This window comes from Bradyrhizobium canariense (assembly GCF_019402665.1).
GTDB lineage: Bacteria > Pseudomonadota > Alphaproteobacteria > Rhizobiales > Xanthobacteraceae > Bradyrhizobium > Bradyrhizobium canariense.
This window is the reverse complement of the sequence record NZ_VSST01000013.1, coordinates 154,435-169,838: the sequence shown is the minus strand read 5'-3', so window position 1 is coordinate 169,838 and position 15,404 is coordinate 154,435. Positions and strand designations below refer to the sequence as shown.

Annotated in this window: 14 protein-coding genes and 1 pseudogene; all 15 read left to right on the top strand. The window is 60.1% G+C overall.

Annotated features, from left to right (window positions below; genetic code table 11):
• The first annotated feature begins 59 nt into the window (after positions 1–59).
• The 15 genes and pseudogenes from FXB41_RS06300 (at position 60) to FXB41_RS06230 (ending at position 15,399) form a co-directional block, all read left to right on the top strand.
• Entirely contained in the window at positions 60–722 is a 663-nt protein-coding gene (locus FXB41_RS06300; protein WP_007597464.1) for a response regulator transcription factor, read from the top strand.
• Positions 722–2,143, top strand: coding sequence for a sensor histidine kinase (locus FXB41_RS06295; protein WP_007597459.1), 1,422 nt, complete (start codon positions 722–724; stop codon positions 2,141–2,143). The genes FXB41_RS06300 and FXB41_RS06295 overlap by 1 nt, the downstream gene beginning before the upstream one ends.
• Positions 2,144–2,230: 87 nt before the next feature.
• Positions 2,231–3,307 (top strand): ABC transporter substrate-binding protein, encoded by a 1,077-nt coding sequence (locus tag FXB41_RS06290; RefSeq protein ID WP_007597457.1) that lies wholly within the window; start codon positions 2,231–2,233, stop codon positions 3,305–3,307.
• 278 nt (positions 3,308–3,585) lie between these two features.
• A complete protein-coding gene (locus FXB41_RS06285; protein WP_219680623.1) occupies positions 3,586–4,893 on the top strand; it encodes an MFS transporter in 1,308 nt (435 codons plus the stop codon).
• A gap of 77 nt (positions 4,894–4,970) precedes the next feature.
• On the top strand, positions 4,971–5,768 hold the full coding sequence (locus tag FXB41_RS06280) for a substrate-binding domain-containing protein (protein ID WP_219680570.1): 798 nt from the start codon (positions 4,971–4,973) through the stop codon (positions 5,766–5,768).
• Positions 5,769–5,822: 54 nt separating this feature from the next.
• Positions 5,823–6,083 carry a hypothetical protein gene (locus tag FXB41_RS06275; protein ID WP_007597450.1) on the top strand — a complete coding sequence of 87 codons (261 nt, stop codon included), beginning with the start codon at positions 5,823–5,825 and terminating at the stop codon, positions 6,081–6,083.
• Positions 6,084–6,107: 24 nt separating this feature from the next.
• Positions 6,108–7,427, top strand: a complete 1,320-nt coding sequence (locus tag FXB41_RS06270) for an MFS transporter (RefSeq protein WP_007597448.1) — start codon at positions 6,108–6,110, stop codon at positions 7,425–7,427.
• A gap of 58 nt (positions 7,428–7,485) precedes the next feature.
• A complete protein-coding gene (locus FXB41_RS06265; protein ID WP_007597446.1) occupies positions 7,486–8,523 on the top strand; it encodes an isocitrate/isopropylmalate dehydrogenase family protein in 1,038 nt (345 codons plus the stop codon).
• A 3-nt stretch (positions 8,524–8,526) separates the two neighbouring features.
• Positions 8,527–9,849 carry an MFS family transporter gene (locus FXB41_RS06260; protein WP_007597444.1) on the top strand — a complete coding sequence of 441 codons (1,323 nt, stop codon included), beginning with the start codon at positions 8,527–8,529 and terminating at the stop codon, positions 9,847–9,849.
• A 74-nt stretch (positions 9,850–9,923) separates the two neighbouring features.
• Entirely contained in the window at positions 9,924–11,582 is a 1,659-nt protein-coding gene (locus tag FXB41_RS06255) for an acetolactate synthase large subunit (RefSeq protein WP_007597442.1), read from the top strand.
• Positions 11,583–11,655: 73 nt separating this feature from the next.
• On the top strand, positions 11,656–12,024 hold the full coding sequence (locus FXB41_RS06250) for a phasin family protein (protein WP_007597440.1): 369 nt from the start codon (positions 11,656–11,658) through the stop codon (positions 12,022–12,024).
• Between the two features lie 149 nt (positions 12,025–12,173).
• A pseudogene (locus FXB41_RS06245) lies at positions 12,174–13,070 on the top strand (AMP-binding enzyme); the annotation flags it as partial.
• A complete protein-coding gene (gene ppa / locus FXB41_RS06240) occupies positions 13,067–13,594 on the top strand; it encodes an inorganic diphosphatase (protein ID WP_219680565.1) in 528 nt (175 codons plus the stop codon). The pseudogene FXB41_RS06245 and the gene ppa, both read left to right, overlap by 4 nt.
• 21 nt (positions 13,595–13,615) lie before the next feature.
• On the top strand, positions 13,616–14,230 hold the full coding sequence (locus FXB41_RS06235) for an adenylate kinase (protein WP_035995301.1): 615 nt from the start codon (positions 13,616–13,618) through the stop codon (positions 14,228–14,230).
• A complete protein-coding gene (locus FXB41_RS06230) occupies positions 14,227–15,399 on the top strand; it encodes an iron-containing alcohol dehydrogenase (RefSeq protein ID WP_219680563.1) in 1,173 nt (390 codons plus the stop codon). The genes FXB41_RS06235 and FXB41_RS06230 overlap by 4 nt, the downstream gene beginning before the upstream one ends.
• The last annotated feature ends 5 nt before the right edge of the window (positions 15,400–15,404 follow it).

The window sequence follows — 15,404 nt, the reverse complement described above, 5'->3', positions numbered from 1 at the left end:
TTCTAGCCTCACGGTAACGTCTCCCTCGCACGGGTGGTGCGAACGCAAGGGTTTGTTCAGTGAGGATTCTGATCGTCGAGGACGATGCCGCCATGGCGCGGGGCCTTGCCGAGCGGCTCAAGCTGTCCGGGTTCGCCGTCGATATCGAGTCTGACGGGGCTTCGGCGGCGCAGACCGCCTTGCTGGAACCCTACAGCCTCATCATCCTGGACATCAACCTGCCGAATGTGTCGGGTTTCGGCGTCCTGCACAAGATACGGCAAGCCGGGTCGACCGTTCCGGTCATGATTCTGACTGCCCGTTACGCGACCGGCGATAAGGTCAGCGGCCTCGATCTTGGCGCCGACGATTATCTCTCCAAGCCATTTGATATCGCCGAATTTGATGCCCGCGTTCGTGCGCTCGTGAGAAGGGGACAGGGGCTTCCCAATCCAACCTTGATCTGTGGCCCGCTCGCGTTCGACCGCGCCGCGGGCACGATTACATTGAGCGGCCGGCCGCTTGAATTGCGACGGCGCGAGTTCGCCGTGCTGGAGGTGCTGATGACCCGCGCCGGCAAAGTCGTCTCCAAGGAGCGCCTGATCGCGGAGGTGTTTGGCTTCGACGAGGCGGTAGCGCCGAACGCGGCGGAACTCTATGTTGGTCGCGTTCGCCAGAAACTCGGTCCCGACGGGCCGCGGATCCGCACCGTCCGCGGGCTAGGGTATCTGCTGGAGGTATAGTGATCGCCACCTGGCGACCGTCGTTGAGGCGAACACTCCTCACCAATCTGGTGGCGCCCGCCATTGTATTGGCGATGGTGCTTGGAATCGGCGGTATGTTGCTGATTCAGCGGGTTGTCCAGACAGTCCATGACCGGTTGCTCGATGGGTCGATTCTCGCCATCGCCGAACGTGTCGGCGTGGAAGATGGCGAACTGACCGTCGACTTGCCGCAGGTTGCGCTCGGCATGCTGGAGAGCCAGTCGCACGATAGCATCTATTACAGCGTGACTTATCTTGGCGAATTGATCACCGGTTACAAGGATCTTCCGCTCGCAGGGTTCGATCGATTGAAGGCTGGCGAAACCGGACATCGCGATGGCGCGTATCGCGGCAAAACGGTTCGTATCGGCGCGCAGGCGCGGCAGGTCTACGGCAGGCCAGGGCTGGTCCTCGTCGCAGTGGCCGAAACGGTGCAGGCGCGCCGCGTCGTCGAACGTGAAATGCTGATCGGACTGGCGATGCTCGAGGCCGGCTTGATTAGCCTCATCGCTTGCCTCGGCTGGTACGCGGTCGATCGAGGCCTGAGGCCGCTTGGCGAACTCAAACAAGAAATCGACGCGCGCGGCATCCAGGGCGGTCCAAATCTCAGTCCGCTTGACCTTTCCCGGGTGCCGCAGGAAGCTTTAGCACCGGCGCTCGCGGTAAATTCCCTGCTACAGCGGCTGGATCTGGCCATTGGACTGGTGCGCCGATTCACCGCCGATGCCTCGCATCAGATGCGAACGCCGTTGGCGATATTGCGAACGCATCTCGATCTGGTGCGACGCCTGGGGTCGGAGACGCCGGCGGGCCAATCTGCCCTCGACGAGGTCGATAACGCCATCAACCGCCTTGAACGGCTGCTCGAGCAGCTCGTGACACTGGCTCGGGTCGACGAGCAGAACATTGCGCAACCGGCCGCGGAGAACGTTGACCTGAACGAGGTCGCCTTCAATGTCCTGTCGGAGCGTGCCCCACAGGCGTTCGCGCGCGACATCGACGTCCAGTTCGATCGATTTGACGGTCCCGCGGTCATCGCCGGCAATACCGTCCTGATTGGCGAATTGCTGGCAAACCTGATCGACAATGCCATCCGCTACAACCGACCCGGCGGGTTGGTCCTGGTTCGCGCGGTTGTTGACGCCACGACCGCGCGGATTGAAGTCGAGGATACCGGTCCGGGAATTCCGGAGGCCCATCTGGCCCGTGTCTTCGAACGCTTTTATCGGATTCCGACGGCGAACGGCCCTGAGGGTAGCGGCCTTGGACTGGCCATCGTGAAAGCGTTGTCGGACCGTCTCGGGGCTCAAATCGTGCTTGCACCTGGCCCGGAAGGCCGGGGCCTGCGGGTTTCCGTGAGCTTTCCTCTTGCCAAGCGTGATGGTGAAAGCTCAAGTTGAGGCCTGATTGTGCGCCGCTGTAGAAGTGGCTGCAGTCCTGAACAAACTAAAGTCCGCAAAGCGGCTCATGGACGAGGAAGCGTCACGATGGGGGCTGCCAAAGCCTTGGCCTTGTGCGTTGGAATCTTGCTGGCGTGGCCTGCCATGTCGGAGCAGGCGCAGCTCGGCCCTCTCAAGGGGCAAGCATCAGTTCCCGCCGCAACTCGAGAGCAACTCAACATCGTATCGACGACCCAAGACGCGGACGTCGCCGACTTGCTTGCCGATTTCCGGGCAGGTCATCCGGACATCGAGATCGTCCATACAAAGATCAACTCGAACGAAATCTACAATCAAGTCGTGGATCCCTCGACCTCCAGCGCAGCACCCGGAGATATTGTCTGGAGCTCCGCGATGGATCTGCAGATCAAGCTCGTCAATGACGGCTATGCCCAACCCTATGTCTCGAAGGAAATTGCGCATATCCCGGATTGGGCAATCTGGAAAGACGAAGCCTATGCCATCACGGCGGAGCCGATTGTCATTGTTTATAACAAGAACCTCGTCGCGGAGGGCGATGTTCCTCGAACCCGCGCGGATCTGAAGAGCCTTCTGAGCCGGAAGCCCGATACCTATCGGGGCAAGATCGCAACCTATGACCCGGAGCAGAGTGGGACCGGTTTCCTGTTCATCACGCGCGATGCCGGAATCACCAGGACAACGTGGGATTTGGTCCGTGCCTTTGGCGGCGCCGGTATCAAGCTTTACTCGACCACCGGAACGGTGCTTGATCGAATTTCATCCGGCGAACATCTGATCGCCTACAATATGATAGGGTCTTACGCGATCGAACGGGCCAAGGAAGATGCCTCTATCGGAATCGTGTTTCCTGCCGACTACATCACCTTGATGTCGCGAATAGCCTTCATACCTGTCACTGCGCCGCACCCGGAATCCGCGAAACTGTTTCTTGATTACTTGCTTTCGGAGCGCGGCCAGAAATTTCTCCTGGCCCGGTCGGTTGGTCCTGTGCGCCTCGGTCTCGGCGCACAAGGCGTGATACCTGCGGATCGCAGCGGCGCGGTCAAGCCGATCCATATTGGTGCAGAATTGCTCACCTATCTCGATCAGTCGAAACGAGCGAGCTTTCTCAAAGAGTGGCGCCGCGCATTGCAGGATCGATAGAGATCCAGGGATTTGGATTTCAAACGGAATAGCATCCGAGAGAAATCCCCATATCTGCCGGCTCGCCAAGCGCGCCGTCTTCACCTCCGGCTTCGACCAAATTTCCTGCAGGGTGCATCAGCGACAGGTTGATGACAGGCAGCTGATATACGGTGAGGCAGCCTAGCTTGAACGATAGCGCCTCGCGTATCGGTCAATCCGGCCGCGATCAAGTTTGCAACACCTGCCTGACAGGTGAACAAGACAAAGAATCACAAACGATAAAAAGGGAGGACGGCATGACGGCTACCACCGGACAGTCGAAGCTTGGCATGGTGCTCCGCGTCACCAGTGGCAACTTTCTTGAGATGTTCGACTTCTTTCTGTCGGGCGTCTACGCATCGTACATCGCCAAGGCATTCTTCCCGCTTGAAAATGAATACGCGTCACTGCTGCTGACGTTTGTCGCGTTTGGCGCAGGCTTTCTGATGCGTCCACTCGGCGCCATCATCCTCGGCGCCTACGTGGATCGGATCGGGCGGCGCCAAGGCCTGATCGTTACATTATCCATCATGGCTGCCGGAACGGTGCTCATCGCGTTCGTGCCAAGTTACGCAACCATTGGCATCTTGGCCCCGATCCTCGTCTTGATTGGGCGCCTGCTGCAGGGCTTCTCGGCTGGCGTCGAGCTTGGTGGTGTTTCCGTCTATCTCTCGGAAATGGCCACACCGGGAAAGAAGGGTTTTTACGCCAGCTGGCAATCGGCTAGTCAACAGGTCGCGATCATCGTCTCGGCCTCGCTGGGGTTTGCTCTGAATGCATGGCTTGCACCTGCACAACTTAACGATTGGGGCTGGCGCATTCCGTTCTTCATCGGCTGCCTGATCGTTCCTTTCGTGTTCTTCATTCGACGCTCGCTGCAGGAAACCGATGAATTCCTGGCGCGGAAGCATCATCCGACACCCCGCGAGATCTATCGCTCCATCCTCGCAAACTGGAGCATTGTTCTTGCCGGGATGATGATGGTGATCATGACCACGGTGTCGTTCTACCTCATTACCGTCTACACGCCGACATTCGGCAAATCGGTCCTCAAACTGACCGCGGCCGATGGCCTGATCGTGACGATTTGCGTGGGAATATCGAATTTCATCTGGCTTCCCATCATGGGCTCGTTGTCCGATCGGATTGGTCGTCGGCCGATCCTCATCGCCTTTTCGACTTTGGCATTTCTGACTGCATATCCCGCGCTTTCCTGGTTGGCCGCAGGCCCGACGTTCCCGAAGATGCTGACGGTCCTGCTTTGGTTGTCGTTCATCTACGCCAGCTACAACGGCGCGATGATCGTCGCATTGACCGAAGTCATGCCGGTAGGCGTACGAACGTCGGGATTCTCCCTCGCATATAGTCTGGCAACGACGTTCGGAGGGTTTACGGCAGCGATCTGCACCTGGCTGATCGCTGCCACTGGTGACAATGCATCGCCGGGATATTGGATGAGCGCGGCAGCGCTCTGTGGTCTGGCCGGGACGTACCTCGTTTACAGGCCGCAGGAACGACGCGCGCTATCCGGCGCTAGTTCGGTTGAGACGGCGATAGGGACGTGACCACCAAAGTGCTCGATGATTTCGACCGTCAACGAGCAAGCACAGTCCCCGAATAATAGCATCGAAGGAAATTGCCGATGAGCGTGACGATCGTCGTGCGCAGGCTAGTTGCGCTGAGCTTGCTGATTGTTTTGACGGCCGCGGCGGGAATCGCCGGGGCGTCCGAGGTCAGGGTCATGATCTCGGGAGGCTTGGCGACGCCTTACAAGGAGCTCGTACCGCAATTTGAACGCGCGACGGGAAACACGGTCGTCACGGCCTATGGCCCTTCGATGGGTACGACGGAGAACGCTATCCCAGTGCGACTGGCACGTGGGGAGGCAGCGGACGTGCTCATCATGGTCGGCGACGCGCTGGGCGAGATGATCAAGCAGGGCAGGGCGGTCAGAACCAGCCGCGTCGACCTAGTGCGCTCGCCGATCGGGATCGCGGTACGCGCCGGGACGCCAAAGCCTGATATCAGTACGTCCGACGCATTGAAACAGGCACTGTTGAACGCGAAGTCGGTTGCATACTCCGATAGCGCCAGCGGCGTCTATGTCGGCAACGAGCTGTTCAAGCGTCTCGGGATTGCGGCCGAGATGAAGGACAAAGCCAAGATGATTCCGGCCGAGCCGGTCGCCAGTGTTGTTGCACGCGGTGACGCCGAACTCGGCTTTCAACAGATCAGCGAACTCCTGCCGATCGCTGGAGCCGACCTTGTCGGGCCGCTCCCGTCAGACGTCCAGAAAATTACGATCTTTTTTGCAGGCATAACCTCCAGCGCCGATCAGCCAGAAGCCGGACGGGCTCTCATTGCCTTCCTCGCTTCAGCTGCAGCCGCTCCGACTCTGAAAAAAGCGGGTCTCGATCCCCTTGCCGCATCGGAGAAATAGACCGGCTTCAGATCTGCGGGACGCGCACGATTGCAGCGAAGGGGGGACTTGATCATGAAGCAGTATCTCAACAGCTTCGGCGCACGCCAGACACTTGTCGTCGGTGCAAAGACCTGCGCCTACTATTCGCTTGCCGCAGCGGAAAAAGAATGGCCTTCCCAGCATCTCCAGAAGCTCGCGATCGAGATCCGCGAGTCCGATGGTGCGAATAAGGCCATCATTCCCTTGACCTGCCGCATCGATACGCTCGACGAGCTCGAATATTTCCGCAACGGCGGAATTCTTCAATACGTCCTGCGCCAACTGGCTGCCTGACCGTCAACCCGAAACGAGGACGCCATGCCAATGAATTCCGCGCCGCTACCGAGGATCGAAGCGGAAACCATGCGCCGCATTACATGGCGCCTGCTTCCGTTTTTCATGGTTTGCTATTTCATTTCGTACGTCGACCGCGTCAATGCCGGGTTTGCGGCCCTGCAAATGAACAAGGATCTGGGCCTGACGCAGGCTGCTTTCGGGGCGGGCGGGGCGCTGTTCTATATCGCCTACATTATTTTCGAGGTCCCCAGTAATCTGGCGATGCAGAAAGTTGGCGCGCGGATCTGGATCGCGCGCATTATGATCACATGGGGGATGGTCGGTATTCTCTCCGCTTTTGCGGTAGGGCCGGTTACTTTTTATCTGAGCCGGTTTTTGTTGGGTGCAGCGGAGGCCGGGTTCTTTCCTGGTGTGATCCTGTATCTGACCTTCTGGTTTCCGGCGGCTTATCGCGCACGGATCGTTGCGGTTTTCATGGTGGCCATACCGCTATCGAGCTTTCTGGGATCGCCGATATCCGGCGCCTTGCTGGCGATGGATGGCTTGCTGGGTCTGCGTGGTTGGCAGTGGCTTTTCATCGTTGAAGCCATCCCAGCCGTCCTGCTCGGCCTGGTCTCGTTCTTCGGGCTTCCGAACAAACCCGCTGATGCAAAGTGGCTCGAGCCGGAGGCGCGCAATTGGCTCGACGCGCGCCTGCAGTCCGAGCGATCGATGGCGAAGCAGGGCGGCCACATGTCGCTGTGGCAAATCCTGACTAACAAATATGTGCTCATCCTCGGTTTGATCTATGCGGGGAGCTCGGCCACGAGCAACGCGTTGTCGCTGTGGCAGCCTCAGATCGTGAAATCGTTCGGGATGTCCGACATGGAGACCGGATTCCTGAATGCCATCCCGTTTGGCATTGCCTCCGTCGCGATGATCTTTTGGGGAAGATATTCGGACAGGTCGAACGCCCATGCTCAAAACACCGCAATACCGCTTGCGTTATGCGCAACCGCGCTGCTTGCGACCATGCTCACGAGTTCATTACCCGTGACGCTCGCTATTCTGAGCGTAGTCTTGATCGGCAATTATTCGATCAAGGGACCATTCTGGGCCTTGGCGACGGGGACACTTTCTCCGGCTACGGCTGCGGCCGGAATTGCCGGCATTAATACCCTGTCGCACATCGGTACTTCGGGCGCGGTGTGGCTGCTCGGTGTCATCAAGGAGGCGACGGGTAGCTTCCCCATGGCCTTGATTCCGCTGGCTCTGCTTCAAATCGCGGGAATCGTCGCGGTGCTTTGGATCAACAAGCAGGAAATGCTCCCCGCCACTTCCGCCGCAAGCCCCGTACATTGAGCGCAGGCAACATGTCTGACATCCACAAATCCCCGCGGCTCTCCACCAGGATATAAAAATGTCTGCTCAATCCAAAACGAAGCGGCCCGCCACGCTCATTCCAGGCGATGGTATCGGCCCCGAAATCGTGAAATCGGCCGTAGACATTCTCGAAGCGCTCGGCTCTCCATTCGAATGGGACATCCAGCAGGGGGGCCTGGCCGCGATCGAGGCAAGCCGTGATCCGCTGCCGCAGGCGACGCTGGACAGCATCCGACGCACGCGGCTCGCCCTGAAGGGCCCGCTGACGACGCCGGTGGGGGGAGGATTCCGCTCGATCAATGTTCGTCTGCGCGAAGAATTCGGCCTTTACGCCAATTTGCGGCCGGTTCGAAGCATGGTTCCCGGAGGACGATTCGACGACATCGATATCGTGCTGGTGCGAGAGAACCTCGGCGGCCTCTATGTCGCTTTCGAACACTACATCCCGATCGGGGACGATCCGCACGCGGTCGCCATTTCGACCGGGGTCAACACCCGCGAAGGATCGCGCAAGATCATCGAATTCGCATTCGACTACGCGCTCAAGAACGGTCGCAAGAAGGTGACCGTCGTGCACAAGGCCAACGTGCTGAAGGCGCTGACCGGCATCTTTCTCGAGGTCGGGCACGAGGTTGCAAAGAAGTACGAGGGCAGGGTCAAAATGGACGATCGCATCGTCGATGCCACGGCGATGCAGCTCGTCATGAATCCCTGGCAGTTCGACGTCATCGTCACCACCAATTTGTTCGGCGACATCCTGTCCGATCAGCTCGCCGGCCTGGTCGGCGGTCTCGGGATGGCTCCCGGTGCCAACATTGGACCGGATGCGGCGATCTTCGAGGCCGTGCACGGCTCGGCGCCGGATATCGCCGGCAAGGGAATCGCCAATCCGCTGGCTTTACTGCTGGCGGTCGGGCTGATGCTGGAGCACATTGATCAGCCTGATCTTGCAAACCGTCTTAGAGCGGCAATTGATCAGGTCCTGCGCAAGGACGGCGTTCGCACGCCCGATCTGGGCGGCAAGGCGTCCACTGGCGACTTCACGCAAAGCATCATCCGTCGATTGGGAGGGTAAGCAATGACCGCTATTGTTGCATCGCACGCGGCAATCCCCGCTGATAGCACGGCGCAAAAGCTCTCGCGTATCAAAGCGATCGTGGCAGCCTCATCGGGAAATCTTGTCGAGTGGTACGACTTTTATGCTTACGCATTTACCTCGATCTATTTCGCCGCCGCGTTCTTCCCGTCGGGCGACCAGACCAGCCAGTTGCTGGCGACGGCCGGCATTTTCGCCGTAGGGTTCTTCATGCGGCCGCTCGGTGGCTGGCTGTTCGGTTGGATCGCCGACGCGCATGGCCGCAAGAATTCGATGGTGCTGTCGGTGCTCCTGATGTGCGCCGGATCGCTGATGATCGGGATGCTACCCACGTACCAAACAATCGGCGCCGCAGCGCCGGCTTTGCTGCTGTTTGCGCGCATGGCGCAGGGCCTGTCGGTCGGCGGCGAGTATGGAACGGCGGCAACTTATATGAGCGAGATTGCCGGCAAGGGCAACCGCGGGTTCTATTCGTCCTTCCAGTATGTCACGCTCATCGGCGGGCAACTTCTCGCGCTCCTCGTGGTGGTGGTTCTGCAACAGACATTGTCCCTCGACGAGCTGAAGGAATGGGGCTGGCGAGTTCCGTTCCTGTTCGGAGCCGTCGCAGCGGTTGTGGCGTTGTATCTCCGCCGCTCGTTGCAGGAGACGGCGTCGGCCGAGACCATGCATCGCAAGGAGGCTGGTTCTCTCTCCGGTCTCTTGCGTCACAAGCGCGCGCTCCTGATCGTTCTCGCATTTACCATCGGCGGGTCGCTCTTCTTCTATACGTTCACGACCTACATGCAGAAGTTCCTTGTCAACAGCGTGAAGCTCGATGCCAAGGTGGTCAGCTCGATCATGACCGTGGCGCTGATCGCTTTCATGCTGCTGCAACCGGTGTTCGGGGCGCTCTCGGACCGGATTGGTCGCCGCAACAACATGCTTCTGTTCAGCGGATGCGCGACGCTCGCCGCGGTGCCGCTGTTGATGATGTTGTCCGGCACGACCAACGTCTATGCCGTTTTCGGCCTGATCATGGTCGGCCTCATGATTGCATGTTTCTACACCTCGATCAGCGGCGTCGTGAAGGCCGAGCTGTTTCCGCCCGAGGTGCGCGCGCTTGGGGTCGGGCTTCCTTACGCCATTGCAAATGCGATGTTCGGCGGAACCGCCGAATATGTTGCGTTGTCACTGAAATCGTCCGGATACGAAACGGTATTCTTCTGGTACGTCGCGGCGATGGCTTTCGTCGCCTTCATTGCCTCGCTCTGGATGCCAGATACGAGGACGCGAGGCTATCTCGAAGGCGATGGCCGGATCTGAATCGAACACCACGGGCTTCGTCCATGCGTGGGACGGTGTCTGCTGAGAAGTGAATTGAAAAAGGAGACGCGCTAATGCCGAAGGGGTCAGATCTATTGGTTGCCGCACTCGAGAACGAGGGCGTCGACCGAATTTTCGGCGTTCCCGGTGAAGAGAATCTCGATGTCGTGGAAAGCTTGCGCAACTCGTCGATCAAGCTGATCCTGACGCGCCACGAGCAGGGCGCGGCCTTCATGGCCGCGACTTATGGACGGCTGACCGGCAAGCCCGGCGTGTGCATCACCACGCTAGGCCCGGGCGCATTGAACCTGACGACTGGCGCCGCCTACGCGTTGCTCGGCGCCATGCCCATGATCATGCTCACGGGTCAGAAGGGCATCATGAGCAGCCGGCAGGCCAAATTCCAGATCGTCGACGTCGTTAGCGCATTCAAGCCGTTGACCAAGCTGTCGCTCCAGATCGTCAGCACAAGCGGCATTCCGACAATCGTTCGCGATGCCTTCCGGATCGCCATGGAAGAGCGTCCGGGTCCGGTTCTTCTGGAACTGCCCGAGGACATCGCGGGCGAGGAAGCCGAAGACGTCGCGATGGTGGCGCCGCATCCGATCGAGATCCCGGTCGCCCATCGCGCCTCGCTGGACCGCGCCGCCGACATGATCCTCAAGGCCAAGCGGCCCTTGATCATGCTCGGCGCTGCCGCGTCCCGGCCGCGCAGCACGGCTGGCATCGGCGGCTTCGTCCGCCGCACGAAAATTCCGTTCTTCACCACACAAATGGGCAAAGGAACGGTACCCGGCGGCAGCAATCTCTACATGGGAACGGCGGCGCTCAGCGAGCGCGATTACGTTCATGAAGCGGTCGACCGGGCCGATCTGATTATCGCCATTGGCCACGATACCATCGAAAAGCCGCCATTCATCATGGGCCCGAAAGGTCCTCAAGTCATCCACGTCAGCTACACGCCGGCCAACGTCGAGCGGGTCTACTTTCCGCAGTGCGAAGTGGTCGGCGATGTCGGGCCGAGCCTGGAGTTGCTGGCCGATCGCCTTGAGGGGCGGCTGCATCATGCCGGCGCGCTGTTGAGCCTGCGCGAAAGCATTTTGGCCCGGATCGGCGATCGCGCGACCGAGGAGCGCTGGCCCCCGACGCCGCAACGCATCGTGCACGATGTGCGAAAGGTCATCCCCGAAGACGGCGTCGTCGCGCTCGACAACGGGATGTACAAGATCTGGTTCGCCCGCAACTACCGCACCTATGTGGCGAACACGCTGCTGTTGGACAATGCCCTCGCGACAATGGGCGCCGGGCTGCCATCCGCCATGATGGCGGCGATGCTGCATCCGGAACGTCGCGTGCTCGCGGTCTGCGGCGACGGCGGCTTCATGATGAATTCGCAGGAGATGGAAACCGCGGTCCGCCTCAAGCTCAACCTCGTCGTGTTGATTCTGGAAGATTCGGCCTACGGCATGATCCGCTGGAAGCAGGCGGTAGATAGCTTCCCCGATTTTGGCCTGACGTTCGGCAATCCGGATTTCGTCAAATATGCCGAGAGCTACGGCGCCAAAGGCTCGCGGGTCGAAAGTACGGATTCATTGATTCCGACACTTGAAAACGCGTTCAAGGGCGGCGGTGTGCACCTCGTCGTGGTGCCGATCGACTACAGCGAGAATACACGCGTGCTCGTGGATGAACTTCGCGAGAAGCTGAAACAGGTTGTTGAGCCGACCGCGTGAGCCGTCGGCAAGGGTCAATTGATTGGCTGAGCTGAAATTGGCGCAGTCGCAAGCGCTGGCGATGGAGAGTGCAATGAGTGAGCAGATCAACGAGCAGGCCGAGAAGATGCGGGAAATGGCGCAGACCACGCTCGACAAGGCGAAAGAGGCTGTGTCGAAATACATAACGGAATCCCAGAAATTGAGAGAGAAGGCCGATTCCAGCGTTCGCTCAACCTATTCGGCGGCGAAGGAGATGAACGAAAGGGCAGTCGCGTTCGCCGAGGAAAATGTGGCTTCGGGCTTCGAGCTTGCGCAACGGCTGTTGCATGCCAAGGACCCGCAGGAAATGAGTGCGGTTTACCAAAGCCATCTCAAGGAGCAGATGGACAAAATGAACGCGCAGTTTCGCGAGCTTGCAAGTGCGATGAGCCCGCCGTCGACCGTTGACCTGAATAAGTAGGACCGCTCGCCTCAAAGCGACGATCGTATCGCTTGATAACAGGATGGTGCCTGCACGCGGTCGGAGTGCGGACGGTGCATCATTCGCTCAAGACAATCGCATCATGATGCGTCGGGAAGGGCTGCAAAGTGGGCGTAGACAAGTCGGATACCGCGCCGACCGCCATCCGTTCGTTGATGGGTGCGGGCGAAGGGCCGGTTAAACAGACCAGCCGTGCATCGCTGCGGTTGCTCGGCTCGGTCGGCGAACCGATCAATCCGGAGGCCTGGGATTGGTATCACCGCGTCGTCGGCGATGGACGTTGTCCGATCGTCGATACCTGGTGGCAGACCAAGACCGCTGGCATTCTGATCTCGCCGCTTTCCGGCGCGACCGCTTTGAAGCCAGGTTCGGCAACCCTGCCGTTCTTCGGGGTGATGCCGGAAGTTGTAGACGCAAATGGCGCCGTGCTGACCGGCGCGTGCGAAGGCAATCTCGTCATTGCCGATTCCTGGCCGGGCCAGATGCGCACGGTCTACGGCGATCACGAGCGCTTCATGCAAACCTATTTTGCGACCTATCCGGGCAAGTATTTCACAGGCGATGGCTGCCGGCGCGACGCCGACGGCTACTACTGGATCACCGGCCGCGTCGACGACGTGATCAACGTCTCCGGCCACCGCATGGGGACCGCCGAAGTCGAAAGCGCGCTGGTGGCACATCAGAAGGTTTCCGAAGCCGCTGTCGTCGGCTTTCCGCACGACATCAAGGGGCAGGGCATCTACGCTTACGTCACCTTGATGTCCGATGCGGAGCCATCCGGGGAATTGCGCAAGGAGCTGGTGGCCTGGGTCCGCAAGGAGATCGGACCAATCGCCGCACCCGATGTCATTCAGTTTGCGCCGGGCCTGCCCAAGACCCGCTCTGGAAAGATCATGCGTCGGATTTTGCGCAAGATCGCCGAGAACGAAGTTGGCGCGCTCGGCGACACCTCGACCCTAGCCGATCCCGCCGTGGTCGATGATCTCATCAAGAACTGCCATAGCCAAAAGACGGGGCCGAAATGAATATCGAGGCGATCTCGATCGGCGACAATCCTCCTGAAGACGTCAATGTCATCATCGAGGTCCCAATCGGCGGTGAACCGATCAAATACGAAATGAACAAGGCTGCGGGCGCGCTGTTCGTCGATCGCTTCCTGTATACGCCAATGCGCTATCCCGGAAATTATGGCTTCGTGCCGCACACGCTTTCGGATGATGGGGATCCGATCGACGTGCTCGTGGCCAACTCGCGGCCGATCGCTCCTGGTGCCGTGATCAATGTCCGGCCGATCGGCGTACTCAAGATGGACGACGAGGGCGGCGGCGACGAGAAGATCATCGCCGTGCCGATGCCAAAACTGACAATGCGCTACGCCCACGTCAACGGGATCGCCGACATGCCGCAGATCGCGATCGAGCAGATCCAGCACTTCTTTGAGCACTACAAGGATCTGGAGCCGGGAAAGTGGGTCAAGGTGGTCGGCTGGGGTGACAGTGCTGAAGCGCGCCGACTGATCGTCGAGGCAATCGCCCGGGCAAAGAGCTAAAACCGAGATATGGGCAAGGATATGAGACTGGTTCTGTTGGGGCCGCCAGGCGCAGGCAAGGGCACGCAGGCGACGAGGATCGTGACTCGATTTGCGATTCCGCAATTGTCGACCGGTGACATGCTGCGCCAGGCGGTCGCGGAAGGCACGGCTGCGGGATTGCGCGTCAAGCACATCATGGATCGCGGTGAACTTGTGCCCGACGATGTCGTGGTGTCCGTGATCGCCAACCGTATCGATCATTCCGACGCGGCAAACGGCTTTATCCTTGACGGCTTCCCGCGCACGGTCGCCCAGGCCGAAGCGCTCGATCGGGAACTGGCCAGTCGGGACATTAAGCTCGATGCGGTACTCGAGCTCAAGGTCGATGAAGATGCACTGCTCGACCGCATCAAGGGGCGCGCCGACGAGGCGGCAAGCCGAGGCGCGCCGGTGCGCCGCGACGATAATCCGGAGGTCTTCAAGACCCGGCTCGACGTTTATCGCGAGCAAACCGCGCCGGTCACGGAATACTACCGGTCGCAGGGACTGCTCAACATCGTCGACGGCTTGCAGCCGATTGACGCCGTGACCGAACAGCTCGCCGCGGCGCTTGCGGCAGTAACGTCCGATCAGATCAGGAGTGATGTCAGATGAAAGCCTTTACGTTCCAGGCACCGCCCAACATCCTGTTCGAGGCAGGCGCATCGAAGAAGTTGGCGGAGTTGGTCGCGGGATACGCGGCAAAACGTGTCCTGCTGGTGACCGACAAGGGTGTACGCAATGCCGGCCTGACGAAAAACGCCGAGGCTGGCCTGGTTGCCGGCGGCTGCGAACTGACAATATTCGAAGATGTGGAGGCGGATCCGCCGTCGCATATCATCGAGCGGGCGGTCGCACTTTGCCGTGACAAGGACATCGAGCTGGTTGCCTCGATTGGCGGCGGCAGCGCGCTCGATACCGCGAAGCTGGTGGCCTATCTGGCCAAGACGCCTGATCGCCTCGAAGATATCTACGGCGTCGGCCTTGCCAAGGGCGAACGCCTTCCGCTGCTGCTGGTGCCGACAACGGCCGGAACGGGCTCGGAGGTGACCCCGATCGCGATCGTCACCACGCCGACGACCGAGAAAAAGGGCGTCGTTGCGCCCCGCCTGCTTCCGGACTGGGCGATCCTTGATCCGGAGCTGACGCTCGGCCTGCCCGCGCATGTCACCGCGGCGACCGGCATCGACGCCATGGTCCATGCGATCGAAGCCTATACCAGCAAGCACCGGAAGAATCCGATGTCGGACCAGTTGGCGCGGCAGGCTCTCGCCCTGCTGTCGGCGAATGTCCGGACGGTCTGTGCGGACGGATCCAATCTCGAAGCGCGGTCGCAAATGCTGCTGGGTTCGATGCTGGCCGGCATGGCGTTCGCCAATTCCCCGGTGGCCGCCGTGCACGCGCTGGCCTATCCGATCGGCGCGCTGTTCCACGTGCCGCATGGCCTGTCGAATGCCCTGGTGCTGACCCAGGTGCTGCGCTTCAATTTGCCGGAGGCCGAAGGGCTATACGCCGAACTGGGGCCGATCGTCGATCCCAAGTCGGAAGGAATGAGTGTCAGCCAGCGGGCACGGCTGTTCGTCGATGCGATCGCGGCGATCTGCCGGGATTGCAACGTGCCGGCCTCGCTGGCCGATGTCGGCATCGCGAGGGGCGACCTGAAGAAGCTCGCCGAGGACGCGATGAAGCAGACGCGGCTTCTGGTCAACAATCCCAGGGAATTGAGCTTCGACGATGCGCTTGCGATCTACACCGAGGCGTTCGGCAACCGCGCGGCAGCCTGAACGGG

What these genes read in the sequence shown, in the direction of transcription:
- FXB41_RS06230 (WP_219680563.1), top strand. Translation starts at nt 14,227, where the DNA reads ATGAAAGCCTTTACGTTCCAGGCACCGCCCAACATCCTGTTCGAGGCA.
- FXB41_RS06250 (WP_007597440.1), top strand. Translation starts at nt 11,656, where the DNA reads ATGAGTGAGCAGATCAACGAGCAGGCCGAGAAGATGCGGGAAATGGCG.
- FXB41_RS06255 (WP_007597442.1), top strand. Translation starts at nt 9,924, where the DNA reads ATGCCGAAGGGGTCAGATCTATTGGTTGCCGCACTCGAGAACGAGGGC.
- FXB41_RS06260 (WP_007597444.1), top strand. Translation starts at nt 8,527, where the DNA reads ATGACCGCTATTGTTGCATCGCACGCGGCAATCCCCGCTGATAGCACG.
- FXB41_RS06235 (WP_035995301.1), top strand. Translation starts at nt 13,616, where the DNA reads ATGAGACTGGTTCTGTTGGGGCCGCCAGGCGCAGGCAAGGGCACGCAG.
- FXB41_RS06290 (WP_007597457.1), top strand. Translation starts at nt 2,231, where the DNA reads ATGGGGGCTGCCAAAGCCTTGGCCTTGTGCGTTGGAATCTTGCTGGCG.
- FXB41_RS06285 (WP_219680623.1), top strand. Translation starts at nt 3,586, where the DNA reads ATGACGGCTACCACCGGACAGTCGAAGCTTGGCATGGTGCTCCGCGTC.
- FXB41_RS06270 (WP_007597448.1), top strand. Translation starts at nt 6,108, where the DNA reads ATGCCAATGAATTCCGCGCCGCTACCGAGGATCGAAGCGGAAACCATG.
- FXB41_RS06265 (WP_007597446.1), top strand. Translation starts at nt 7,486, where the DNA reads ATGTCTGCTCAATCCAAAACGAAGCGGCCCGCCACGCTCATTCCAGGC.
- ppa (WP_219680565.1), top strand. Translation starts at nt 13,067, where the DNA reads ATGAATATCGAGGCGATCTCGATCGGCGACAATCCTCCTGAAGACGTC.
- FXB41_RS06280 (WP_219680570.1), top strand. Translation starts at nt 4,971, where the DNA reads ATGAGCGTGACGATCGTCGTGCGCAGGCTAGTTGCGCTGAGCTTGCTG.
- FXB41_RS06275 (WP_007597450.1), top strand. Translation starts at nt 5,823, where the DNA reads ATGAAGCAGTATCTCAACAGCTTCGGCGCACGCCAGACACTTGTCGTC.